Below are 23,080 nucleotides of genomic sequence, written 5' to 3'. Positions count from 1 at the left end.
CCCGGCGCGGACGCGCGGGAATCCGGCGCCGCAGGTGACCGGGCCGCCGGCGACGGGGGTGCCGGCGGCCCGGCGGCCGGAGTCGCGGGCGGCGCCGTCCGCGGCGCCGGCGCGGGGGCCGCCGAGGAGCGGGCTACGGGGGCGGCGCGGTGAGCGGCGGTGACGGCGTCACCCTCCTCGTCATCGCCAAGGAGCCCCGCCCCGGCCGGGTCAAGACCCGGCTCACCCCCGCGTACGCCCCCGCCGAAGCCGCGCAGCTCGCCGAGGCGGCGCTCGCCGACACCCTCGCCGTCGTACGCGACCTGCCCGCCCGGCGCCGCGTGCTGGCCCTCGACGGCAGCCCCGGCGACTGGCTGCCGCCCGGCTTCGACGTCGTACCGCAGGCCGCCGGCGGGCTCGACGAGCGGCTCGCCGCCGCGTTCGGCGGCTGCACGGGCCCGACGCTGCTCGTCGGCATGGACACCCCGCAGCTCACCGCCGAACTGCTCGCGCCCGCCCTCGCCGACGACGCCTGGTCGGCCTGCGACGCCTACCTCGGGCCGGCGCTCGACGGCGGCTTCTGGGCGCTGGGCCTCGCGCGGCCGGACCCGGAGCTGCTGCGCGGCGTGCCGATGTCGACGGCCCGGACCGGTGCCGCGCAGCACCGCCGGCTGCTGGGGGCGGGCCTGCGCGTACGGGAGTTGCCGCCGCTGCGCGACGTGGACACCCCGGCGGACGTCCCGCTGGTCGCCGACGCCGCCCCGCACGGCCGCTTCGCCGCGACGGCCCGCCGCCTCGCCGCCCGCGACCGGGCGGCGGGCACCCGGTCGGCGCCGTCGACGGCCCCGGACACCACGGCCGTCGACGGCCCGGCGCTCACCGGCACCGGGCCCGGCGCGGCGGTCGACGACACCGCCCGCGCCCGCACCGCACCCGGCCGGGCCGCCCGATGATCGTGCCCCCGCCCCGCGGCCCGGCCGGGCCCGCCACCCCCACCGCGGACACCGGTACCGACACCGCGGCCGACCTCGCGACCGACACCGCGGCCGACTCCGCCGCCTGGGACGGCGCCGACCCCTACGCGCACGCCCTGCGCAACGGCGGCGGCCCGCTCTTCCTCCGACGGCACGACGGCTGGCTGCTGCCGCTCGAAGTGGAACGCTGGTGCGGAGTGCCGGACGGCGCCGACGTGACCGTGCTGCGCCGCTGCACCGGGCCCGTGCTGGACATCGGCTGCGGCCCCGGCCGGCTCGTCGCCGCCCTCGCCGAGCTGGGCCGCCCCGCGCTCGGCATCGACGTCAGCACCGAGGCCGTCGAGCACGCCCGCGCGCGCGGCGCCGCCGCGCTGCGCCGGTCGGTGTTCGAACCGCTGCCCGGCGAGGGCCGCTGGGGCACCGCCCTCCTCATCGACGGCAACGTCGGCATCGGCGGCGACCCCGCCGCCCTCCTCGACCGCGCCGCCGCGCTGCTGCGCCCCCTGGGCCGGCTGGTCGTGGAGGCCGCCGCGGACGACGACGTGGACGAGCGGGTGCAGGTGCACGTCACGGACGGGGCGCGCGGCCCCCGGGAGGCCCTTCTCCCGGACCGCGCCCCGCACGGCCCGCCCTTCCCCTGGGCCCGGGTCGGGCTGCCCGCCCTGCTGCGGTACGCGGCGGCCGGCCGCTGGCGGGAGGAGGACCGCTGGACCGCGGGCGGCCGACGGTTCGCCGCGCTGCGAGCACCAGCGCGGACGCCGCGAACAGCGCCGCGGTGAGCAGCAGCCAGCGCTGGAGGTAGACGTCGGCGGGCAGCTCGGTCTTGCGCTCGTAGCCGCCGACCTGGCGGGTGATGAGCGGGAAGTAGACGAGCAGCAGCAGTCCGGAGACGACCGCGGGGAAGCGGACGTAGTTGATCAGCCGCGGGCCCAGGACGCGCTGGGCGCCGCGGTCGGCGAGCGAGTACGCGGGCACCAGCGCCAGGTCGTGCAGCACCGCCGCACCGGCCAGCCAGAGCGCGACGGCGAAGGGCTCCCTGTCGAAGAGGCGGACACCGGCGTAGCCGGTGAGCGCGAAGGAGGCGAGGAGGAGGACGAGGGTGGGCAGCGGCCCGGGCGCGAGCAGGCGCCGCAGGGCCGCGGGCCCGCGGGCGCGGGTGGCGCCGGGGGCGTGCGCGGCACGGCCCCGGCGGGTGGTCGCGGTGCCGCCTGCCGTACGGGCCCCGCCCCCCGCCTCGTCCGCACCCGGACCGGCCCCTCCCGACGCGGGCGCGGCGGAACCCGGCGCAGGCGCGGCGGAACCCGGCTCGGGCGCCCCGGAACCCGGCTCGTCCGCGGCCGGAACGCTCCCTTCCGGCGCGGGCGCGGCGGATCCAGGCTCGTTCGCGGCCGGACCGGTCCCTCCCGGCGCGGCCCGGCCGCCGGGCCCGCCCGCGCCTCCCGGGTCCCGCACCCCGTCAGGCTCCCGCGCGCCGCCGTTCGCCTCGTGCCCGCCGCCCGGCCCCGGCTCGCCATGAGACCCCTGCTCGCCATGCGGCCCGTGCTCGCCCTCCGGCCCGTGCATCCCGTCCGCCCCCTGTGCCCTCTCCGGCCCGTGCTCACCGTGTGCCCCGCCCGGAGGGCGGCCCGTGCTCACGGCAGCTCCCCGAACGTCAGCCTCGTCACCCACTTCGTGTTGTGCACCCCCGGGTTGGCCGGGACTATGACCCGCGCCGGATATCCGTGATCCCGCGACAGCACCGCGCCGTTGACGTGCAGCGCCAGCAACGACCGCGGGTCCCGTACCTGGTTGGCCCGCAGCGACGCCGCCCGGAACGCGCCCTTCGGCTGCGCCGACTCGGCAAACACCCCGTCCTCCTCCCCCGCCTCCACCAGCGCGGCGAGGTCCGCGAGGCGCACCCCGCGCCACAGCTGGTCGTCCGTCGACCAGCCCTCGACGCACGCGATCGGCAGCGAGGCCGTGTGCTGCGGCAGTTCCAGCAGCTCCGCCCGGCTGAACACCGCGCGGCGGCCGTTTCCGGCGCGGACGACCAGGCGCCAGCGCTCGCCGATGTCGGCCGGTTCGACGCCGGCGGACGCGGCGGTCTTGTTGACCTGGAAGCCGTTCGGTCCGTCGCCCGGGTTGCCGCCGCCGTGCGGCGCGAGGAGCGCGGTGCGGCGCAGCGGGCCGCCGATGCTCTGCCCGGCGGTGACCGCGGCCAGCCCCAGCGAACCGGCGCCGACCAGCGCGGCGGCGCCGCGCCGGGTGATCGTCGGCGGCGCGGGGTCGGGGGCGCGCAGCTCGTCCATGCCGCGGTCGCGCAGCCCGCGGCGCAGCTTGCCGACGCGGGTGGCGAGGTGGACGGCGAGGGCGGCGAGAAACACCCACGCGCCGTAGAAGTGGAGGGTGTAGAAGGAGCCGGGGAAGACGTAGAAGAGCTGCATGTTGAGGATGCCGGTGGCGAACTCGAAGAGCCCGCTGCCGACGAGCAGCAGCGTCGAGCCGCGCTCCAGCGCGTGCCGGGCCGAGCCCAGCGGCGGCCAGACGAAGAGGCGGGGGAGCACGGACCAGAGCTTGGCCAGCAGGACGGGGACGAGGGCGACGCCGAGGGTGACGTGGACGCCCTGGTTGAGGCGGTAGAGCCAGTGCGGGTCGGTCGGCCAGGAGAAGAGGTAGAAGCCGAGGAGGCCCTTGGTGGCGGTGCGGTCGTTGCCGGGGAGGCCGGGGTTGTAGGCGGCGTACGACAGCAGGCCGGTCAGCAGCATCAGGGGGAGGCCGACGAGCAGGACGGTGCCCAGGAGGGCGGTGAACCACGGGCCGCGCAGCGGGCTGCGCCAGAAGGCGGGGCGGAACGGGCCGGGTGGTGGCGGCAGGGCGGGCCCCGGGCCGGCGGCGGGGCCGGGGTCGGGGTCGGGGTCGGCGTCGGGGCCGGGGTTCGAGGGGGGAGCCGGCGGGCGTACGGCGGACATGCGTCGACGGTATGCCGGTCAAAGGCCCGTACCACCGCACCGACTCCTGACGAAAGCATGACGTCACCGCGCGCTCCCGCCGCGAGCGCGCCGCCGCTGCCTAGCGTGGCGACGTGACCGCCTCACCCCCCCGGCCGCCGGGCGCCGGAACGAAGACAGAGCCAGCCGCCGGTGCCGGGCCCGTGCCCGGCACCGGCTCCGAAGCCGCGGCCGCGGCCGCCCCGCCGCCGCCCCCGGAGCGGCCGGCCGGCCGCCGTTGGGACCTGGTCGCCGCCGGCTGCGCCGCCCTGCTCGTCACGGTGACCGCCGTCGTCGGGCGGGCCATCAACGACGACGGCATCCTGCACGTGCGCTGGCCGCCGCTGATCGCCACGTGGGAGCCGCACTACGGGCCCGGCACCCCCGCGGCGTTCGCCGTCGCCGCCGCCGTCGTCGCGTACGGGCCGCCGCTCGCCGACCGGCTGCCGTGGCGCCGGCTCCTGCCCGCGGCGTGGGTGGCGGGGATGGCGTGGATCTGGTCCCTGGCGCTGGTCGACGGCTGGCGGGACGGGACCGCGGGGCGGCTGGTGAAGAAGAACGAGTACGCCGTGCCGGAGACCGTCGACCGCTTCGACGACCTGGGGCACGCCGTCCGCACGTTCACGGACCACATCCTCATGCAGGCCCCGGACAACTGGCCCGCGCACATCGCCGGGCACCCGCCCGGCGCGATCCTCACGTTCGTCGGCCTGGACCGGGTGGGGCTCGGCGGCGGGGCGTGGGGCGCGGTCTTCTGCATCACGCTGGGCGCGTCGGCGGCGGTCGCGGCGCTGGTCGCGCTGCGGGCGCTGGGCGGCGAGGAGCGCGCGCGGCGGGCGGCGCCGTTCCTGGTGCTGGCGCCGTGGGCGATCTGGGCGGGGGTGTCCGCGGACGCCTACTTCGCCGCCGTGGCCGCCTGGGGCCTGGCGCTGCTGGCGCTGGCGGTGACCCGGACGGCCCGCCGCCCGGCGGTGGCGGCGGCGGGCGCGGGGCTGGTGCTGGTGTGGGCGCTGTACCTCTCGTACGGGCTGGCGCTGCTGGTGCTGCCGGTCGCGGCGGTGCTGTGGTGCGCGGCCCGGCGCGGGCGTGCGGGGCGGAGCGCGGTGCTGCGCGCGGTGCCGTGGGCGGTGCTGGGCGCGCTGCCGGTCGTGGTGGCCTTCACGGCGGCCGGCTTCTGGTGGTACGAGGGCTACGACCTGCTGCACACGCGCTACTACCAGGGCTGGGGCGGGGAGCGGCCGTACGCGTACTGGATCTGGGGGAACCTGGCGCTGGCGGCGGTCAGCGCGGGCCCCGCGGCGGTGGCGGGCGTCCGCCGCGCGCTGCGCACCGCCTGGTCCGAGCGCCGGAGGGCCGTCTCCACGTACGCCGTGGCGGCGATGGCCGTCGCCGGGCTGGCGTGCATCGTGGCGGCCGACCTCTCCGGGCTCAGCAAGGCGGAGACGGAGCGGATCTGGCTCCCGTTCACGCTCTGGCTGCTCCCGGCCGCCGCCCTCCTCCCGGACCGCGACCACCGCGCCTGGCTCACCGCGCAGGCCACGGTGGCGCTCGCCGTCAACCACCTCCTGCACACCAGCTGGTGATCCTGCCCCCGCCGCGCTGCCGGCCGCGGCTGTCGGAGCGGCGGCGTACCGTCGTACACATGTGCCGAAGCATCAAGACCCTGCGCCCCCCGTACGCCGACACCGTCACCGAGGACGACATGCGGGCGGCGGCCCTGCAGTACGTGCGGAAGGTCTCCGGCTTCCGCCACCCCGCGCCGCACAACGCCGAGGCGTTCGACAGGGCGGTGGAGGAGATCGCCGCGGTGACGCAGGAGCTGCTGGACTCGCTGGTGGTCCGCGGCGGGAGCAGGGGCGCCGCGTAGCGCCGCCGGGCCGGCGTCAGCCGCCGGCCGGTTCCCCCGGTGCGGGCCGGGGGCGGTGCGCCCGTACGTCCACGGGGCGGCCGTCCGGGTCGCGGGCGGTCATCGTCCACTGCGCGGGCAGCGTCACGATCCCGCCGACCGGCCACCCCCCGTCCAGCAGCCGTTCGCGCAGCGCGCACAGCTGCTCGTACGTCTCCACGCGCAGCCCCCACCCCGCGCCGTTCAGCGGGTCGAGGTCCGTGGCCGGTGCGGTGCCGGTTTCGACGAGCATCAGGTGGTCGTTCCCGCCGACGTCGAGGACCGCCACCCGGGGGTCGGCACCCGTGGCGGCGCGCGTGAACGCGAGCGTCGCTCCGAGTGCCCCGGTGTAGTACGCCACGAGCCGGTCGAGGTCGGTGGTGGACAGCGTCAGATGGTTGATCCCGAGCAGAGCAGGCATGATCGCCCGAGCCTAGGGCCCGCTCAGTCCAGGACGAACACCGCGTGCTCGTCGTCCCCGTTCCAGTCCGTGCCCGTGCGGCGGAAGCCGAGCTTCTCCAGCAGCCGCACCGAGCCCACGTTGCCCACGTACGGGTCCGCGTACAGCGGGCGGTGCCGCTCCAGCTCCAGGAACCGGGCCACGGCCCGCGTGCCTATCCCCCGGCCCCAGAACTCCCGGCCGAAGACATAGCCCAGGAACCGCCGCTCGCCGTCCCACCAGGCCACCACGTTCCCCGCGGGCCGCCCGTCGACCTCCACGGTCCGCACCAGCCCCGTCGGGTCCCCGAGGACGCTCTCCCGCCAGTGCGTCATGAAGCGCTCCCGCCCGCGGGGCGGGAAGTGCGACCGCCGCACGTTCTCCGGGTCCTGCTCGTGCGCCAGGAAGACCTCCAGGTCCTCCTCGGCCACGTCCCTCAGCCTCAGCTCCTCCGTCATGCCGCCGAGTCTGGCACCCGCCACTGACATCGCCCCCGCTCCCTTGCTGAAGCTGTGAATCACTGCTTCAATCCTTCCATGCCCTACCGTCGCACCCCCGCCGTCCAGGCGCGGCTCGACGACCGGCGGCGCGACCTCCTCGACGCCGCCCGCGCGCTCCTCGCCGACGAGGGCTACGCCGGCTGCACCGTCGCCGCCGTCGCCGCCCGGGCCCGTATCGCCACCGGCAGCGTGTACCGCCACTTCCCCAGCAAGTCCGTCCTCGCCGTCGAGCTGTTCCGCAGCGTCGTCACCACCGAGGTCGACGCCGTGTCCGCCGCCGCCCGCCGCCCGGCCGACCCGGCCGAGGGCGTCGCCGCCGCCGCGGAGACGTTCGCGCGCCGGGCGCTGCGCCGCCCCCGGCTGGCGTACGCGCTGCTCGCCGAGCCCGTCGACCCCGCCGTCGAGGCCGAACGCCTGGTCTTCCGGCGGGCGTTCCGCGACGTGCTCGCCGCCCGCGTCGCCGAGGGCACCGCCTCCGGGCGGCTGCCCGCACAGGACCCGCGGCTGACCGCCGCCGGGCTCGTCGGGGCCTGCGCGGAGGCGCTGATCGGCCCGCTGTCCGGCGCCCCCACCGCGTACGCCCCCGGGCCGCCCACCGCCGAGCCGCCCACCGGCGACCCCCACGCCGCCGATCCGCACACCCCCGCCCGCCTCGCCGCCTTCACCCGCCGAGCCCTGGGAGCCCCCCGTGCCGACGACCCATGACGTCACCAACCAGCCCCCGCCCCTGACCTCCTACGACGTCGCCGCCTACCCCGCGCTCCTGGAGTCCCTCCGCGCCCACGGCGCCGGCCGGGCCGAGCCCGAGGTGCACGAGCTGGGGCTGCTGGCCGGTGGCGCGGAGGCGCAGGAGTGGGCGGACGGCGTGGAGGCGCAGCCGCCCGTTCTCCGTACCCACGACCGCTACGGCCACCGCGTCGACGAGGTCGGCTTCCACCCGCACTGGCACGAGCTGATGCGCACCGCCGTCGCCCACGGCCTGCACGCCGCGCCCTGGCGGCAGCCCACCCCCGGCGCGCACGTCGCGCGCGCCGCCAAGCTCTTCGTCTGGGGCCAGACCGACGCCGGCCACCTGTGCCCCGTCTCCATGACGTACGCCGCCGTCCCCGCCCTGCGCACCGCGCCCGACCTCGCCGCCGCGTACGAACCCCTGCTGACCTCCCCCGACTACGACTTCGGGCTGCGCCCGCCCACCGCCAAGGCCGGTCTCATCGCAGGCATGTCGATGACCGAGAAGCAGGGCGGCTCCGACGTACGCGCCAACACCACCCGCGCCGTCCCCACCGGCGACGGCGCCGGGCTCTACGCGCTGACCGGCCACAAGTGGTTCACCTCCGCGCCCATGTCGGACGTCTTCCTCACCCTCGCGCAGGCCCCCGGCGGGCTGTCCTGCTTCCTCGTCCCGCGCGTCCTCCCCGACGGCACGCGCAACGCGATCCGTCTCATGCGGCTGAAGGAGAAGCTCGGAAACCGCTCCAACGCCTCCGCCGAGATCGAGTACGAGGGCGCGGTCGGCCACCTCGTCGGCGAGGAGGGCGCGGGCGTGAAGACCATCATCAAGATGGTCAACATGACGCGCCTCGACTGCGTGCTCGCCACCGCCGGCGGCATGCGCCTGGGCGTCGCGCAGGCCCTCCACCACGCCGGCCACCGGCGGGCGTTCGGCAGGCCGCTCGCGGAGCAGCCGCTGATGGCGAACGTCCTCGCCGACCTCGCCGTGGAGGCCGAGGCGGCGACGGTGGCGGGCATGCGGCTGGCCGCCGCCGTCGACCGCGGCGCGACCGGGGCGGCCGACGAGCAGGAGGACCTGTTCCGCCGCATCGGCCTCGCCGTGACCAAGTACTGGGTGTGCAAGCGCGGTCCGGCGCACGCCGCCGAGGCGCTGGAGTGCCTGGGCGGCAACGGCTACGTCGAGGAGTCCGGCATGCCGCGGCTGTACCGGGAGGCGCCGCTGCCGTCGATCTGGGAGGGCTCCGGCAACGTCGCCGCGCTCGACGCGCTGCGCGCCATGGCCCGCCGCCCGGAGACCGTGACGGCGTTCTTCGCCGAGGTCGACGCCGCCGCGGGCGCCGACGCGCGGCTCGACGCGGCGGTCGTTCGGCTGCGCAAGGACCTGGCGGACATGACGGCCGCGGAGTACCGGGCGCGCCGGGTCGTCGAGTCGATGGCGCTGGTGCTCCAGGGCGCGCTGCTGCACCGGCACGGCGACGCGGCGGTGGCGGACGCCTTCTGCGCCGCGCGCCTCGACGGCGACGGCGGGCTGGCGTACGGCACGCTGCCGCCGGGCGTCGACACGGCGGCGATCCTCCGGCGGGCGCGCCCGGCGGGCGGCTCGTACGACGAGCGCTGAGGGGGCGGGCGGGCCCCGTACCGTACGGCTCAACTCCCGTTCACCGCGGGCACCCTGTGCAAGTCGCCCCGCGGCGTCAATACTTCGGTCCATCCTGCACGCCGCACCAGGGGAGGGACCGTTGTCCGCCTACTCCAGACGCCGCGCCGTCACCACGCTCTCCGCCGCCGTCGCCGGCGGCGCGCTCGCCGGGGGACTCCCCTCGTACGCCCGGGCCGCCGACCGCGAACACGGCCGGGGCCACGGCCGCGGGCCCGCACCGCTGCGGCGCGCGCACGCGCACAACGACTACCTCCACGAGCGCCCGCTCCTCGACGCCCTCGACCACGGCTTCGCCAGCGTCGAGTCGGACATCTGGCTGGTCGACGGCCAGCTCCTCGTCGCGCACGACGCCTCGCAGCTCGACCCCGCCCGCACCCTCCAGCGGCTCTACCTCGACCCGCTGGCCCGCCGCGTCAAGGCCAACGGCGGCCGCGTCTACCGCGGCCACCGGCTGTCGCTCCAGCTGCTCATCGACCTCAAGACCGCCGGCGACCCGACGTACCGCGCGCTCTCCGAGGTCCTGCGCGGCTACGGCTCGATCTTCAGCTCCGCCGCCCACGGCCGGGTCCGCCGCCGCGCCGTGACCGCCGTCATCTCCGGCGACCGCGGCGCCCGCGCGCCGATGGAGGCCGAGAAGCTCCGCTACGCCTTCTACGACGGCCGCCACGGCGACATCAACTCCGGTGTCCCCGCGTCGTTCATGCCGCTCATCAGCGGCAACTGGAACGCCAGCTTCACCTGGCAGGGGAACGGCACCATGCCGGCGGCCGAGCGCAACTGGCTGAACCTCATCGTCCACACCGCCCACCGCCAGGACCAGACGGTCCGCTTCTGGGCCACGCCCGACGCCCCGGGCCCGGCCCGCGACAACCTGTGGCGCACGCTGCTCGACGCGAACGTGGACTGGATCAACACCGACGACCTGGCGGGCCTGCGCACGTTCCTCCGCGCACACGACTCCTGACCGCCCGCCACCCCGTGCCGCCACCGCGGCGCGGGGTCATTTCCTCCCGGCACTCCGGCTCACGGCGCTCTTACGAGCCGGGGAGAACCTTGGTGGGTTGACCAGTGTGCTTGGCGATCGTTTCGAAATCGGCGTCTCGGTGCAGCAGGGTCAGTCCCGAGAGTTCAGCCACGGCGGCGACCAGGAGATCAACAGCGCCGGGGCCACGGTGTTCGCTGTGCCGGGTGAGCATCTGCTGTACCTCCCGGGCCCGCTGATAGACACCGTCGGGGACGGACACCCACACGTACGCGCCACCAAGCAGGTGGAGGATGGAGGCGCGGTCGGCCACGGTGCGGGCGGAGTAGAGGAACTCCAGCTCGGTGATGTCGCAGATGCCGACCAGACCCGCGTCGATCGCCTGATGGAAGCCGTAGGTGTCCGCCACGTCCGGAATCAGGCGGGCCAGCGCGGAGGTGTCCGCGAGGTAGTTCAATCTCCGCCCCGCTTCGGCGTGACATCATCACGCTTCTCGCCTGGCCCGGGCCGGTAGTTCTGCTTGTCCAGCAGCAGGTCGAGGTCCATCGCACCATCAGCGGCGAGCCGGGCGAGGTCGGTGCGGGCCTGGGCCCGATTGATCCGGGCGACGACTTCGGTCAACGCCTGGTTGACGGTGTCCTTCTTGGTCCTGGTGCGAAGCACGTGCTGGGCAGCGGCGAGAGCGTCTTCGTCGATGTCGACGAGAATTTTGGTCACCTCAACCTCCCTCCTTATATATTGAACCCTAGCACGTATATACAGCAGAGTCGATCTCGCTGCCCTACGCCCGCCGCCGCGTGCAGGCGACGGCGGGCAGGCTCAGCGCTACGGCCAGCGGACCCGGGGGAGGTCGGCGGTGGTGCGGCGGCAGTCGGGGATGTGGTCGGTCAGCTCGGGTACGGGCTCGTTGTCGAGGGCGTAGCAGAGTTGCGCGTGCAGCAGCTCGGCCTCGTCGGCGCTGAGACGGAGGGGTACGTCGGCGTTGAACCGGCCGTCGCGCTGGAGCCAGAGGGCGATGGTGAGGCTGCCGTCCTGGGCGCGGCGGACAGGCCGGTTGGGGACCCGGTTGATGCGCAGCCCGGGGGTGACGACGTTGCCGTCGCCGGGCGGGGTCGGTGGCTGGTTCTTCACGCGGCCGCCTCCAGGGGGGTGGGGGTGGAGGTGGGTGTTACGGGGGTGCCGACGCGGTGGCCGTGGATGACCGACGGGCCGACGTCGATGCCGTCGAGGGCGAAGGCGAGGGCAAGCCGGCGGGCCTGCTGCTGCCGCCGCGGGCGCTGCTCGTGGGCGAGGACATAGGGACGCACCCGGAGGTGGTACGGGGCCGGGCCCCCCGGCACCGAGGGGTGAGGGCGGCGGGCCGCCGCGGAGGTGCGGGGGCGGTGCCCCGGGTGCGCCGCCGCGGGGTGGGGCTGCGGTCGCAGCCGTTCCGGGAGCCGGGGCGGTGCTACGGCCCGGACGGCGATCCGCCGGGCGGCGGGCGGCGGGGTATGCCCCGCCCGGTGGCGCCCGCGGCCGGGGCGGCGGAGGCTGGTGAGGATGCGGGTGAGTGTTCGTTTCCGGGCAGGCCGGATAGGCTTGGGCATGCTGACGCTCCTCTTAGCGGAAGGCGTTGGCCACGCCCCGGGGTGCCTTCAACACCGCCGGGGCCACTTGCGCCTCAGCGATGTGAGGCAGACCACAGGCTAGCGTCAACTCTGGCTAACTTACAACACTTTGTACGCTGAGCCCCGCGGCAGCCCCAACGCACGTACGGCCCACCGTCGCCGTGCCCGGACTACGTCAGGTGGTCGAACTCGCCGGCCTTGACGCCCGCCAGGAACGCACGCAGCTTCTCCGGCGTCGTCCGCAGGACAATGTTCGGCTCATCGCTCTCACGGACCAGGATGACGTCCCCCTCGGCGGCGACCTCCAGACAGTTGCCGTCCGGCTGCTCCGAGAAGGAAGACTTGCGCCACTCAACGTCCACGTATCCCACGCCTTCACATCTGCTGCACGATCCCGTCGATGAGGTCACGCGACGCCGCCGGGGCGAGCGCGCGCTGCTCCATGCGGTCAAGAATCGCACGATAGTTCGCGAGATGAGTCTCCGCATGCAGGAACGAAGATCCTACCGGGGTGTCCGTCTGCACGGTGTCCAGCGGCGGGACGGGGCCGCAGGCGTACAGCGTCGAGCTGGCGGCGGCCGGAAAGCCGCCGACGGAGAACGGCAGCACACGGATCGACACGTTCTCCCGTTCGGACTGCTCCAGCAGGTGCTTCAGTTGGACCTTGACCACCCGGCGCCCGCCGAACTGTATGCGCAGCGCGGCCTCATGGATGATGAACGAGCAATGTGGCCGTTGCTCCCGGTCGAGCACACAGCTCCGCTGGAGCCGGAAGGCGAGCTTGCGCTCGAAGTCGTCCGGGACCAGAGGCGGGACCGCCTCCTCGAAGACCGCCCGCGCGTAGTCCGCGTGTTGCAGCAGGCCGGGCATGTGCGTGATCTGCGCCGTCCTGAGAGCGGTCGCGTGGTACTCCAGCTCCGCGAGATCGAGAACCGGCGCCGCGAGCATGTCCCGGTACTCATCCCACCAGTAGGCCGTCGAGGCGCGCCGCTCCCGGGCCATGTCGGCAAGCGCGTCGATGTAGTCGCGGTCGTAGCAGGAGTAGTTGGCGGCCCAGACGCGGACCCGGTCCGGGCTGACGCCGAATCGGCCGGACTCGATGTTGCTGACGGTGGTCCGATCGGTGCGGTGCATGACAGCGGCCTCGGCGGGCGACAGCCCCACGTGCTCGCGCATCCTGCGCAACTCCGCCCCGAGCCGCCGCTGCCGCTCGGTCGGCGGCTTCCTCACCGCCATCGACCCGCCCTCCCACTCGACGCGCCGGGCCCGGCGCACCCCGCAGCCTAGTAGCCGCTGAGCACCAGCCCTCCCCGGCGCAGAGCCACGCGTGGGGCCGGCACCGGTCTTACGCCGCGTACGCCCCCGCGCGCGCCGCCACCGCCGCCGCCTCCGCGGCGCGGTCGGCGGCGGCGTCGTCCAAGGGGCCGCCGCTGGCCAGCAGGCGGTAGTAGAGGGGGGCGGAGACGGCGCGGACGACCTCGTGGGGGTCCGTGCCGGCGGGGACCTCGCCGCGGGCCGCGGCCTGCTCGACGCAGGGGGCCCACTCGGCGACGCGGACCTCGTAGAAGCGGTGCAGGGCCGCGGCCGCGCGCTCGTCGCAGGTGGCGGCCGCGATCACCGCGCGGAACAGCGGGCCCTGGCGGGGGTCGGCGAGGGTGCTCCGGACGAGGTGGGCGTTGGCGCGGAGGTCGCCGAGGAGCGTGCCCGTCTCGGTGCGCGGTACGGACTGCTCCGCCATGTCGGCGAGCAGGTCGGCGACGAGCCCGGTGGCGGAGCCCCAGCGGCGGTAGACGGTGGTCTTGCCGACCTCGGCGCGGCGGGCGACGTCGGCGAGGTCGAGGTGGGCGAAGCCCTGTTCGGCGAGGACGTCGCCGGCGGCGCGCAGCACCGCCGCCCGTACCCGCGCGGTACGGCCGCCGGGGCGGAGGGTCCCGGGATCGGTCTCCGGACTCATTAACGGGTCTCCAGTTTCATTAGTCGACGATCCTCTGCTACCTTCGACTCCAGCTTAACGGAACACGAGTCCCGTTAGCCCGTTCGAAGGGAACCTCCATGTCCGTGCTCGACGAGGTGGCCACCGCCCCCGCCCCCCGCATGACCGGGCGGCAGAAGCTCGTCCTCACCCTCCTCCTCGGCGCCCAGTTCATGGTCGCGGTGGACTTCTCCATCCTGAACGTCGCCCTCCCCGTCATCGGCGCCGGCCTCGGCTTCCCCCTCGCCCACCTGCAGTGGATCGCCACCGCCTTCGCGCTCGCCGCGGCCGGGTTCACCCTCCTGTTCGGCCGCATCGCCGACCTCTTCGGCCGCAAGCGGCTCTTCCTCGGCGGCATGGCCCTGCTCGGCCTCTCCTCCGCGCTCGGCGGCCTCGTCACCTCCCCCGGGATGCTGCTCGTCGCCCGCGTCCTCCAGGGGCTCGCGACCGCCGCCGTCACCCCCGCCGGGCTCTCCCTGCTCACCACCGCCTTCCCGGAGGGCCCGCTGCGGCAGCGGGCGCTCGGGCTCAACGGGGCGCTGATGTCGGCCGGGTTCACCGCGGGCGCCGTGCTCGGCGGGCTGCTGACCGACCTGCTCTCCTGGCGCTGGGCGTTCCTGGTCAACGTGCCCGTGGCCGCCGCCGTGCTCGCCCTCGCGCCCGCCGTCATCGCCGACTCCCGCCCCGCCGCCCGGCCCCGGCTCGACCTCCCCGGCGCGGTCACCGTCACCGGCGGGCTGCTCGCCGTCGTCTACGGGCTGACCCGGGCCGGCGAGGCCGGCTGGACCCGGCCGGGCACCCTCGCCGCGCTCGGCGGCGGCGCCGTCCTGCTCACGGCCTTCTGGCTGATCGAGAGCAGGGCGCGGAATCCGCTGGTGCCGGTACGTGTCCTGCGCCGGCCCACCGTCGTGTGGGGCAACGCCGCCGGGCTCGTCGCCTTCCTCACCGAGACCTCCCTCGTCTTCCTGCTCACCCTCTACCTCCAGGAGGTCCTGGGCTACACCCCGCTCGCCACCGGGCTGACCTTCGGCGTCCTGGGCCTGGGCACGGTCCTCGGCGGCACCCTCGGCGGGCGCGTCATCGGGCGGATCGGCAGCCGCGCGACGATCGTCTACGGGGGCGTGGCGCAGGCCGTCGCCACGGCCGCGCTGCTCGCGCTCGGCACCTCCGGCGACTGGATCTGGCTGCTGCTCGCGGCGACCTTCGCCGGCGGGGTCGGCAACATGCTGATGATCACCGGCTTCATGGTCACCGCCACCTCCGGGCTGCCCGACTCCGAACAGGGCCTGGCCACGGGCCTCGCGACCATGACCCAGCAGGTCGGCATCACCCTGGGCATCCCGGTGATGAGCGCGATCGCCACCGCCCGCATCGCCGCCGGGGACGGGCACGGCCCCCGGGCGGTGCTCGACGGGGTGAGGACCGCGGTCGGGGTCAACGCCGCGCTCGTGCTCGCCGGGGCGCTGGCCGCGGGCGCGCTGCTCGGGCGGCGCCGGCGGCGCTAGCTTCGTACCGCCGTACGTACCATGTGGCACCTTTTTGCAACTCGTTGCATAAAGGTGCCACGGTGGGCTACAACGGAGTCGTGACCCCCTACCCCCATCTCTTCCAGCCCCTCGACCTGGGCTTCACCACCCTGCCCAACCGCGTCCTCATGGGCTCCATGCACCTCGGCCTCGAAGAGGCCGAGGGCGGCTTCGACCGGCTCGCCGCCTTCTACGCCGCCCGCGCCCGCGGCGGCGCCGGGCTCATCGTCACCGGCGGCATCGCTCCCAACGAGGCCGGGCGGCCGTACGACGGCGGCGCCAAACTCACCACCGCCGCCGAGGCCGAGCGGCACGAGGCGATACCCGCGGCCGTCCACCGCGCCGGGGGAAAGATCGCGCTGCAACTCCTGCACTTCGGGCGGTACGCCTACCACGAGGACCTGGTCGCGCCCAGCGCGCTGCGGGCGCCCATCGGCCTGTTCACGCCGCACGCGATGAGCGGCGCGCAGATCGAGGAGACCATCGAGGACTTCGCCCGCGCCGCCGCGCTCGCGCAGGCCGCCGGGTACGACGGCGTCGAGATCATGGGCTCCGAGGGCTACCTGATCAACGAGTTCACCGCCGCCGGCACCAACCGCCGCGACGACGCCTGGGGCGGGACGTACGAGAACCGGATCCGCTTCCCCGTCGAGATCGTCCGGCGGGTGCGGGAGCGCGTGGGGCCGGACTTCATCCTCGTCTACCGGCTGTCCATGCTCGACCTCGTGCCCGGCGGGTCCACGCTCGCCGAGGTGGTGGCGCTGGCCAAGGCGGTCGAGGCGGCCGGGGCGACGCTCATCAACACCGGGGTCGGCTGGCACGAGGCGCGCATCCCCACCATCGCCGCGTCCGTGCCGCGCGGCGCGTACACCTGGGTCACCCGGCGGGTGCGGGGCGCGGTCGGGGTGCCGCTGGTGACGGGCAACCGCGTCAACACCCCCGAGGTCGCCGAGCGGGTGCTCGCCGAGGGCCGGGCCGACATGGTCTCGATGGCCCGCCCGTTCCTCGCCGACGCCGACTTCGTCGCCAAGGCGCGGCGCGGCCGGCCGGAGACCATCAACACCTGCATCGGCTGCAACCAGGCATGCCTGGACCACACGTTCTCCGGCCGGATCACGTCCTGCCTGGTCAACCCGCGCGCCTGCCACGAGACGGAGCTGGTCCTCACCCCGGTGCCGCCGGACCGCGGCAAGCGGGTCGCCGTCGTCGGCGCCGGGCCGGCGGGGCTGGCGTGCGCGGTGTCGGCGGCGGAGCGCGGGCACGCGGTGACGCTCTTCGACGCGGCGGACCGCATCGGCGGGCAGCTGGACATCGCGCGGCGGATCCCCGGCAAGGAGGAGTTCGACGAGACGCTGCGGTACTTCCGCGTGCAGCTCGGGGTGCACGGCGTCGACGTGCGGCTGCGCACCCGGGTCACGGCGGCGGAGCTGGCCGGCAGCGGGTACGGGCGCTTCGACGAGGTCGTCGTCGCCACCGGCGTCGTCCCCCGCGTCCCCGCCATCCCCGGCGCCGACCACCCCTCGGTCCTCGGCTACCTCGACGTCCTCCGCGACGGCGCCGAGGTCGGCGCCCGGGTCGCCGTCGTCGGCGCCGGCGGCATCGGCTTCGACGTCGCCACGTACCTCACCGACCCCGGCGACCGCGCGAGCCTGGACACCCACGCGTACTTCCGCCGCTGGGGCGTGGACACCGACTACCGCGGCCCCGGCGGCCTCGCGCCCGCCCCGCCGCGTCCGCGCGCCGCCGCGCGCACCGTGCACCTCCTCCAGCGCAAGACCTCCAAGGTCGGCGCCGGGCTGGGAAAGACGACCGGCTGGATCCACCGCAACGAGCTGCGCCACCGCGGCGTCACGACGGTCGCGGGCGCGACGTACGAGCGCATCGACGACGACGGGCTGCACCTCACCGTCGACGGCCGGACGGAGCTCATCCCGGTCGACAACGTCGTGCTCTGCACCGGCCAGGAGCCGCTGCGCACGCTGTACGACGACCTGCGCGCCGCGGGCGTACGGGCCCGTCTCGCCGGCGGCGCCGACGTGGCGGCGGAGCTGGACGCCAAGCGCGCCGTACGGCAGGGGACGGAGGTGGCGGCGGATCTGTAGCGGTCCGGTGGCGGCCCGCCGGGTCCGTACCATGCGGCCCATGTCCCTCCCGCACGCCATCCTCACCGCCCTGCTGGAGAAGCCGTCGTCGGGGCTGGAGCTGACCCGGCGCTTCGACCGGTCCATCGGCTACTTCTGGTCGGCGTCCCACCAGCAGATCTACCGGGAGCTGGGCCGCCTGGAGCGGGACGGCCTCGTCCGCGCGCTGCCGGCGGAGAAGCCGGCCCGGGGGCGGCGCAAGGAGTACGACGTGCTGCCCGCCGGCCGCGCCGAGCTGGCCCGCTGGACGGCGGAGCCGCACGACCCGCGCCCGCAGCGCGACCCGCTGACGCTGCGGCTGCGGGCGGCGGCGGTGGTCGGCACGGCCGGGCTGCGCGCGGAGCTGGAACGCCATGTCCGGCTGCACCGGCGGCGGCTCGCGGAGTACGAGGAGATCGAGGAGCGGGACTTCGGGCCGGGGCGGGACGCGGCGGCGGACCGGCTGCGGCACCTGGTGCTGCGCGGGGGGATCGCGCAGGAGACGTTCTGGATCGGCTGGCTGACGGAGGCCGTCGAGGAGCTGGGGGAGTTGGAAGGGCCGGAGGGGCCGGAGGGGCAGGCGTAGGCGCGGCGGCCTCAGGGCGCCGGCGTCAGCACCCGCTCCACCGCCTCCCGCGTCAGCCGCCCCAGCTCCGCCGCGTCGCCCAGGTCGCTGCCCACGACCAGCCCGTCGCGCAGCACCAGCAGGAGGTCCGCCGTACGCTCCGCGTCCGGGTGCCCGTCCGCCGCCAGCAGGTCCCGCACCATCCCGCGGAACCACCGGCGGAAGTCCGCCACCGCCACCCGCACCGGGTGGTCCGGGTCGGGGTACTCGGCGGCGGCGTTGATGAAGGGGCAGCCGCGGTAGCCCGGGCCCGCGCCGGCCGCGCCGACGAGGTCGTAGACGGCCAGCAGGGTGGCCCGCGGCGGGCCGGCCGGGAGGGCCGCGGCGGCCTGCCGCTGGCGCCGGCACTGGTCGGTCACGTAGGCCGCGACCAGGTCGTCCTTCGTACGGAAGTGGTGGTAGAAGGTCGCCTTCGCGACCCCCGCCTCGGCGATGATCCGGTCGATGCCCACCGCGTGCACGCCCTCGGCGTAGAAGAGCCGCGTCGCGGCGTCGAGGACGCGGCCACGGGCGGGAGACTTCACGGGAGCGGGCACGCCTTGACCGTACCAGACAGATCTGTCTAGTCTGAACATCGATCAGACAGACCTGTCTGTTCGCTACGGCTCCCGGAGAGGCTCCTCCCATGCGCGTTCTGTACACCGCGGTCGGCACCGCCAACGGCCGCGACGGCCGCGGCGTCACCTCCGACGGCAAGCTCGACGTCAGGCTGTCCCCGCCCGCCGAGCTCGGCGGCGACGGCGCCGGCGAGGGCACCAACCCCGAGCAGCTCTTCGCCGTCGGCTACGCCGCCTGCTTCACCAGCGCCATGGGCGTCGTCGCCAAGCGCATGGACCTCGACGTCTCCGACGTCTCGACCACCGCCGAGGTCGGCATCGGCCCCAACGACGAGGGCGGCTTCGCGCTGGACGTCACGCTGCGGGTGGAGCTGCCCGACACCATCCCGGCCGAGCAGGGCAAGGCGCTGCTGGACGCCACCCACCAGGTGTGCCCGTACTCGAACGCCACCCGCGGCAACATCCCGGTGCGGCTCGTCGTGGAGTGATCACGGCGCGCCGTCACCGGAACGGGGCGCACCCGTGCTTAGCGTGACGCCGTGTCAACAAGACGTCACTCCTTGCCCCGGACCTCCCCCCGCACGCGGCGCACCGCCGCCGTCGTCCTCGCCGCCGTGCTCGCGGCCCTCGCCGGAGCGGGCGCGGCGGGCGCCGCCCCGGCGGCCCCGGCCGCCACGACGGCCCAGGTCTCCCCGGTCGCCCCGGCCGAGCCGCCGCCGCCCGCGCACGGCGGGCAGCACGCCCGGCACGCCGCCGCCGGTACTACGCCCGCGGCGCCGGCCCCGCGCACGTACCGCGTGCGCCCGGGCGACACCCTCACCGCGATCGCCCGCCGGCTCGGGGTGCCCGTGCGGCTGCTGTACGCCAACAACAGAACCGTCATCGGCGACGACCCCGACGTGCTCCGCCCCGGCCAGGTCCTCCTCGCGCCCGCCCCCGGCTGGGCCGCCCCGGTCACCGCCGACTACCGGATCTCCGCGCGCTACGGCATCCCCGGCGACAGCTGGGCCGCCGGCTACCACACCGGCGTCGACCTCGCCGTCCCCACCGGCACCCCGGTGCACTCCGTCGGGCCCGGCAAGGTCCACAGCACCTCCGCCGAGGGCGCGTACGGCAACCACGTCCTCGTCCGCATGGCCGACGGGCGCTACGTCCTCTACGCCCACCTCGACCGCATGTCCGTCGCCGCCGGCGACCGCGTCCGCGGCGGCACCCCGATCGGCGACTCCGGCAGCACCGGCAACTCCAGCGGGCCGCACCTGCACCTGGAGGTGCGCACGGGCACCGAGTACGGCACGGACATCGACCCGGTCGCGTACCTGCGCGGGTACGGCATCCGCCTCTGACGCGCACGCGCACAGCGGCGCGGGCCTGACCGCCCGGGGCGCCGCCGTTCGTTCACCTCCTCCGGAGAACGGCTAGCCGAACGTCACCGAGTCGACGTCGAACGAGTTGTTCTGCGGCGACGTGAACCGCAGATACAGCTTGTGCGACCCTTCCAGCGCCTCGACCGGCACCGCCTGGGTGGGCTGGTAGGTGTCCCAGTCCCCGGTGTTCGGCACCGGCGTCGTCGCCAGCAGCTGCCCGTCCGGGGAGTCGGCGCGCAGTTCGATCGCGCCCACGCCGTACGGCGACGACAGCTGGTACGAGACCTGGCTCACGCCCTCGACGGACATCGGCTCGAAGGCGATCCAGTCGCCGTCGGAGATGTCGCCGATCCGCTTGCCGTTCTCGGCCCCGGCCTGGTCGATGATCCGGGTGCCGGACTGGTCGTCGTGGTACTCGGCCTGCTTGTGCTTCGGCTGGAGCACCGCCTTGGCGTACCCGGTCAGCGCGCCGGCGCCGTCGCCGCCGCCGTCCTCGTAGTGCGCGTTGAGGACGTACGTCAGGTCCGCGCCCTCCGGGTGGCCGCCGAGGTCACCGGTGTCGACGGTGCCCTCGCAGCCCGGCAGGTCGGTCGTGGAGTGCTCGTGGTCGTCGTGCCCGAGGGCCGGGTTGACGAAGACCTTGGAGCAGTCGATCTCACCGTCCTCCGGGTCGGTGACGGTGACCTTGTACGGGACCTGGTCGCCGAACTCGATGAGCTTGCCGTCGACCGGCGTCTCGATCGTCACCTCGGGCGCGGTGTTGCCCGCGGTGATGGGGATGTTGGCGAAGCCGGTCTCGCCGGTGGAGTCGGTGACCTTCAGCTGCGCGGTGAAGTCGCCCGCCGTGTCGTAGGTGTGGCTGGGGGCGGCCTCGGTGGAGTCGAAGGTGCCGTCGCCGTCGAAGTCCCATTCGAAGGTGAGCGCGTCGCCGTCGGCGTCGTCCGAACCCTCGCTGGAGAAGTCGACCGTCAGCGGCACCGGCCCGTTGGTCACCGAGGCGGTGGCCTTGGCGACCGGGGAGCGCTTGCCCTGGCGGTAGTCGATGCGGTACAGCCCCGAGTCGCTGTTGCCGCCGCCGAACGAGCTGCCCCACTCCAGGACGTAGAGCGAGCCGTCCGGGCCGAAGGTCATGTCCATCGGCTTGGTGAACGTCGCCGTGGACAGGAAGTCGTTGATCTTCAGCAGCTCCTCGTTCTTGTCGAAGCGGATCTCCTTGACGTAGTTGCGGGTCCACTCGTAGAGGAAGCTCGCGCCGTCGAAGTACTCGGGGAACTTCGTCTCGGAGGGGTTGTCCGGGTCGTAGTTGTAGACCGGGCCGCTCATCGGGCCGGAGCCGCCCTCGCCCATCTCCGGGAAGGTCTCGGAGGGGCCGTAGCCGTACCAGATCTCCGGCATCTGGACGTCGGGCAGCTCGGTCAGGCCGGTGTTGTTCGGCGAGGGGTTCGTCAGGTTGTCGCAGTCGAACTTCGCGCCGACCTCGCCGGTGTCCGGGTTGTACGGGGCGTAGGGCTGGTTGTCACCGTGGCAGAAGGGCCAGCCGAAGTTGCCGGGCTGCTTGATGACGTTGTACTCGACCAGGCCCTCCGGCCCGCGCTCCGTCGTCGGCAGCCCGCGGTCGGGGCCGTAGTCGGAGACGTGGACGTAGCCGGTCTCCTGGTCGACGGTGAAGCGGAACGGGTTGCGGAAGCCCATCGCGTAGATCTCGGGGCGGGTCTTCTCCCGGCCCTCCGCGAACAGGTTGCCCTTCGGGATGTCGTAGGTGCCGTTGTTCTTGGGCTTGATCCGCAGGATCTTGCCGCGCAGGTCGTTGGTGTTGCCCGCGGTCCGCGCGGCGTCCAGCATCTCCTGGCCCTCGCGCCAGTCGATCGGCGCGTAGCCCTGCCAGTCGGGGCTGAGGTTCGGCGGCACGTCGTCGCCGGTGCCCAGGTACAGCGTGCCGTCGGGGCCGAACTCGACCGCGCCGCCGGTGTGACCGGGCTCGGGGAAGGTGCGGTCCCGGTACGCGGGCACGTCGATCAGCTGCTTCTCGCTGGCCGGGTCGAGCGTGCCGTCCTTGAGGGTGAAGCGGGACAGCCGGTTGACGTCCTCGGCGCTGCCGGCCGGGGCGTAGTAGAGGTAGATCCAGCCGTTCTTCTCGAACTTCGGGTCCAGCTCCATGCCGACCAGGCCGTCCTCGCCGCCGGTGTAGACGTCGAGCTTGCCGGCGGTGGTGGTCTGGTGGCTGGCCGGGTCGAAGACCTGGACCTGGCCGGCGCGCTGGACGTAGTAGACGCGGCCGTCCTTCGCCACGTCCAGCTCCATCGGGTCGGCGGTGTCGTCGTCGAGGGTGACCTTCTCGTAGCCGTCCCAGACGGTGCCGCCGCAGTCGCCGGGCTCGGCGCCGGCGGCCCACTTCACGCCGCCGACGACGTGGTCGCGGAACTCCTCCTCGCTGTAGGCGGGGGTGTCGTGGCCCATGGCGGTGGCCCAGACCTTGCCGCCCTCGGCGTTGCGGCACCAGGAGATCGGGTGGTCGGCGCCCATCGCGTCGCCGCCCGGGTTGTACGTCGTCTCGTCGGCGGTGACGAGGACGTGGACGTCGCCGCGCGGGTTGACGTCGAAGTTGTACCACTCCTCGGGGCGCTGCCAGCGCTCCGGCAGGCCCTCGGTCGACGGGTGCACGGTGTCGGCGACCTTCGCGGTGCCGTCCAGCACGCCGGGCGAGTGGCTCGGCATGTGGGCGCCGCCGTTGATCAGCTCGTCCCACCACGGGAACTCGTTCTCGATCCCCATGTCGAGCGTGTTGTGGATGGCCGCGATGCCGCCGCCGTTGTTGACGTACGTCTGCATCGCCTGGCGCTGCTCGTCGGTGTCCCAGACCATGCCGGAGTTCTGCAGCATGATGATCACGTCGTACTCGGCGAGCGCGGCGTCGTTGAAGACGGTGGAGTCGTCGGTCTGGTCGACCGCGAACCCGTTCTCCTCCGCCTCCTCCTGGACCATCTGGATGCCCGCCGGGATGGAGCCGTGGACGTAGCCCACGGCCTTGGTGAACAGCAGCGCCTTGAAGGCCGGGGCCTTCTCCGCCGCACTGGACGGCAGCGCTGTGAGCGCGAGCAGGACGGCGGCCAGCAAGGTGACCAACGACCTGCCAATGTCACGAGCATGACAGCTCATGAGTCGGTCCTCTCCTTCGGTGTGCGGGTGCGG

At 74.7% G+C, this 23,080-nt stretch carries 24 protein-coding genes; 12 read left to right on the top strand and 12 right to left on the bottom strand.

Annotation, left to right across the window (positions count from 1 at the left end):
* The first annotated feature begins 149 nt into the window (after nucleotides 1-149).
* Both ACHZ99_RS29460 and ACHZ99_RS29455 read left to right on the top strand, forming a co-directional pair.
* A complete protein-coding gene (locus tag ACHZ99_RS29460) occupies nucleotides 150-932 on the top strand; it encodes a TIGR04282 family arsenosugar biosynthesis glycosyltransferase (protein WP_420307857.1) in 783 nt (260 codons plus the stop codon).
* Entirely contained in the window at nucleotides 929-1,732 is an 804-nt protein-coding gene (locus ACHZ99_RS29455; protein ID WP_420307856.1) for a methyltransferase domain-containing protein, read from the top strand. The genes ACHZ99_RS29460 and ACHZ99_RS29455 overlap by 4 nt, the downstream gene beginning before the upstream one ends.
* 852 nt (nucleotides 1,733-2,584) lie before the next feature.
* On the opposite strand, the gene ACHZ99_RS29450 is transcribed toward ACHZ99_RS29455, so the two are convergent.
* Nucleotides 2,585-3,901: a molybdopterin-dependent oxidoreductase gene (locus ACHZ99_RS29450; RefSeq protein WP_420307855.1), complete on the bottom strand. Its 1,317-nt coding sequence runs from the start codon at nucleotides 3,899-3,901 to the stop codon at nucleotides 2,585-2,587.
* A gap of 113 nt (nucleotides 3,902-4,014) precedes the next feature.
* Between ACHZ99_RS29450 and ACHZ99_RS29445 the strand changes: the two genes are divergently transcribed.
* Both ACHZ99_RS29445 and ACHZ99_RS29440 read left to right on the top strand, forming a co-directional pair.
* Nucleotides 4,015-5,502, top strand: coding sequence for a hypothetical protein (locus tag ACHZ99_RS29445; protein ID WP_420307854.1), 1,488 nt, complete (start codon nucleotides 4,015-4,017; stop codon nucleotides 5,500-5,502).
* Nucleotides 5,503-5,561: 59 nt separating this feature from the next.
* Nucleotides 5,562-5,786, top strand: coding sequence for a DUF2277 domain-containing protein (locus ACHZ99_RS29440; protein ID WP_420307853.1), 225 nt, complete (start codon nucleotides 5,562-5,564; stop codon nucleotides 5,784-5,786).
* Nucleotides 5,787-5,802: 16 nt separating this feature from the next.
* Here ACHZ99_RS29440 and ACHZ99_RS29435 read toward each other — a convergent pair whose 3' ends face one another.
* Together ACHZ99_RS29435 and ACHZ99_RS29430 are read right to left on the bottom strand one after the other, a co-directional pair.
* Nucleotides 5,803-6,225, bottom strand: a complete 423-nt coding sequence (locus ACHZ99_RS29435) for a VOC family protein (RefSeq protein WP_420307852.1) — start codon at nucleotides 6,223-6,225, stop codon at nucleotides 5,803-5,805.
* 23 nt (nucleotides 6,226-6,248) lie between these two features.
* A complete protein-coding gene (locus tag ACHZ99_RS29430; RefSeq protein ID WP_420307851.1) occupies nucleotides 6,249-6,701 on the bottom strand; it encodes a GNAT family N-acetyltransferase in 453 nt (150 codons plus the stop codon).
* A gap of 78 nt (nucleotides 6,702-6,779) precedes the next feature.
* On the opposite strand from ACHZ99_RS29430, the gene ACHZ99_RS29425 reads away from it, so the two are divergent.
* The 3 genes from ACHZ99_RS29425 (at nucleotide 6,780) to ACHZ99_RS29415 (ending at nucleotide 10,099) form a co-directional block, all read left to right on the top strand.
* Nucleotides 6,780-7,448, top strand: coding sequence for a TetR/AcrR family transcriptional regulator (locus ACHZ99_RS29425; protein ID WP_420307850.1), 669 nt, complete (start codon nucleotides 6,780-6,782; stop codon nucleotides 7,446-7,448).
* Nucleotides 7,432-9,093 carry an acyl-CoA dehydrogenase family protein gene (locus tag ACHZ99_RS29420; RefSeq protein ID WP_420307849.1) on the top strand — a complete coding sequence of 554 codons (1,662 nt, stop codon included), beginning with the start codon at nucleotides 7,432-7,434 and terminating at the stop codon, nucleotides 9,091-9,093. Before ACHZ99_RS29425 ends, ACHZ99_RS29420 begins: the two co-directional genes overlap by 17 nt.
* A 121-nt stretch (nucleotides 9,094-9,214) precedes the next feature.
* Nucleotides 9,215-10,099 carry a phosphatidylinositol-specific phospholipase C/glycerophosphodiester phosphodiesterase family protein gene (locus ACHZ99_RS29415; RefSeq protein WP_420307848.1) on the top strand — a complete coding sequence of 295 codons (885 nt, stop codon included), beginning with the start codon at nucleotides 9,215-9,217 and terminating at the stop codon, nucleotides 10,097-10,099.
* A 70-nt stretch (nucleotides 10,100-10,169) separates the two neighbouring features.
* On the opposite strand, the gene ACHZ99_RS29410 is transcribed toward ACHZ99_RS29415, so the two are convergent.
* The 7 genes from ACHZ99_RS29410 to ACHZ99_RS29380 all read right to left on the bottom strand — a co-directional run bounded on the left by ACHZ99_RS29410 (nucleotide 10,170) and on the right by ACHZ99_RS29380 (nucleotide 13,678).
* Nucleotides 10,170-10,574: a PIN domain nuclease gene (locus tag ACHZ99_RS29410; RefSeq protein ID WP_420307847.1), complete on the bottom strand. Its 405-nt coding sequence runs from the start codon at nucleotides 10,572-10,574 to the stop codon at nucleotides 10,170-10,172.
* The gene (locus tag ACHZ99_RS29405) at nucleotides 10,571-10,834 is read right to left on the bottom strand and encodes a type II toxin-antitoxin system VapB family antitoxin (protein WP_420307846.1); all 264 of its coding nucleotides are present in this window, start codon (nucleotides 10,832-10,834) and stop codon (nucleotides 10,571-10,573) included. The genes ACHZ99_RS29410 and ACHZ99_RS29405 overlap by 4 nt, the downstream gene beginning before the upstream one ends.
* A 108-nt stretch (nucleotides 10,835-10,942) precedes the next feature.
* Complete coding sequence (locus tag ACHZ99_RS29400) at nucleotides 10,943-11,248, bottom strand: hypothetical protein (protein WP_420307845.1); 306 nt, start codon at nucleotides 11,246-11,248, stop codon at nucleotides 10,943-10,945.
* Complete coding sequence (locus tag ACHZ99_RS29395) at nucleotides 11,245-11,424, bottom strand: hypothetical protein (RefSeq protein WP_420307844.1); 180 nt, start codon at nucleotides 11,422-11,424, stop codon at nucleotides 11,245-11,247. The genes ACHZ99_RS29400 and ACHZ99_RS29395 overlap by 4 nt, the downstream gene beginning before the upstream one ends.
* Before the next feature lie 470 nt (nucleotides 11,425-11,894).
* Entirely contained in the window at nucleotides 11,895-12,086 is a 192-nt protein-coding gene (locus tag ACHZ99_RS29390) for a DUF397 domain-containing protein (protein ID WP_420307843.1), read from the bottom strand.
* 13 nt (nucleotides 12,087-12,099) lie between these two features.
* Nucleotides 12,100-12,960 carry a helix-turn-helix domain-containing protein gene (locus ACHZ99_RS29385; RefSeq protein WP_420307842.1) on the bottom strand — a complete coding sequence of 287 codons (861 nt, stop codon included), beginning with the start codon at nucleotides 12,958-12,960 and terminating at the stop codon, nucleotides 12,100-12,102.
* Between the two features lie 109 nt (nucleotides 12,961-13,069).
* Nucleotides 13,070-13,678 carry a TetR/AcrR family transcriptional regulator gene (locus tag ACHZ99_RS29380; protein ID WP_420307840.1) on the bottom strand — a complete coding sequence of 203 codons (609 nt, stop codon included), beginning with the start codon at nucleotides 13,676-13,678 and terminating at the stop codon, nucleotides 13,070-13,072.
* Between the two features lie 98 nt (nucleotides 13,679-13,776).
* Here ACHZ99_RS29380 and ACHZ99_RS29375 point away from each other — a divergent pair, with 98 nt between their 5' ends.
* The 3 genes from ACHZ99_RS29375 to ACHZ99_RS29365 all read left to right on the top strand — a co-directional run bounded on the left by ACHZ99_RS29375 (nucleotide 13,777) and on the right by ACHZ99_RS29365 (nucleotide 17,928).
* Entirely contained in the window at nucleotides 13,777-15,201 is a 1,425-nt protein-coding gene (locus tag ACHZ99_RS29375) for an MFS transporter (protein ID WP_420307839.1), read from the top strand.
* Between the two features lie 80 nt (nucleotides 15,202-15,281).
* Nucleotides 15,282-17,324: an FAD-dependent oxidoreductase gene (locus tag ACHZ99_RS29370; RefSeq protein WP_420307838.1), complete on the top strand. Its 2,043-nt coding sequence runs from the start codon at nucleotides 15,282-15,284 to the stop codon at nucleotides 17,322-17,324.
* Nucleotides 17,325-17,364: 40 nt separating this feature from the next.
* Entirely contained in the window at nucleotides 17,365-17,928 is a 564-nt protein-coding gene (locus ACHZ99_RS29365) for a PadR family transcriptional regulator (protein ID WP_420307837.1), read from the top strand.
* An 11-nt stretch (nucleotides 17,929-17,939) separates the two neighbouring features.
* On the opposite strand, the gene ACHZ99_RS29360 is transcribed toward ACHZ99_RS29365, so the two are convergent.
* Nucleotides 17,940-18,503 carry a TetR/AcrR family transcriptional regulator gene (locus ACHZ99_RS29360; protein WP_420307836.1) on the bottom strand — a complete coding sequence of 188 codons (564 nt, stop codon included), beginning with the start codon at nucleotides 18,501-18,503 and terminating at the stop codon, nucleotides 17,940-17,942.
* Between the two features lie 89 nt (nucleotides 18,504-18,592).
* Here ACHZ99_RS29360 and ACHZ99_RS29355 point away from each other — a divergent pair, with 89 nt between their 5' ends.
* Both ACHZ99_RS29355 and ACHZ99_RS29350 read left to right on the top strand, forming a co-directional pair.
* Complete coding sequence (locus ACHZ99_RS29355) at nucleotides 18,593-19,012, top strand: organic hydroperoxide resistance protein (RefSeq protein WP_420307835.1); 420 nt, start codon at nucleotides 18,593-18,595, stop codon at nucleotides 19,010-19,012.
* A gap of 72 nt (nucleotides 19,013-19,084) precedes the next feature.
* Nucleotides 19,085-19,870 carry a M23 family metallopeptidase gene (locus ACHZ99_RS29350; protein WP_420307834.1) on the top strand — a complete coding sequence of 262 codons (786 nt, stop codon included), beginning with the start codon at nucleotides 19,085-19,087 and terminating at the stop codon, nucleotides 19,868-19,870.
* Between the two features lie 72 nt (nucleotides 19,871-19,942).
* On the opposite strand, the gene ACHZ99_RS29345 is transcribed toward ACHZ99_RS29350, so the two are convergent.
* Nucleotides 19,943-23,047 (bottom strand): ThuA domain-containing protein, encoded by a 3,105-nt coding sequence (locus ACHZ99_RS29345; protein WP_420307833.1) that lies wholly within the window; start codon nucleotides 23,045-23,047, stop codon nucleotides 19,943-19,945.
* Nucleotides 23,048-23,080 lie beyond the last annotated feature (33 nt).

The sequence above is a fragment of the Streptomyces sp. MAR4 CNX-425 genome, assembly GCF_048656465.1.
Lineage (GTDB): Bacteria > Actinomycetota > Actinomycetes > Streptomycetales > Streptomycetaceae > Streptomyces.
Note: the sequence above shows the minus strand (reverse complement) of the source record. Positions and strands in the feature narration are given on the sequence as shown.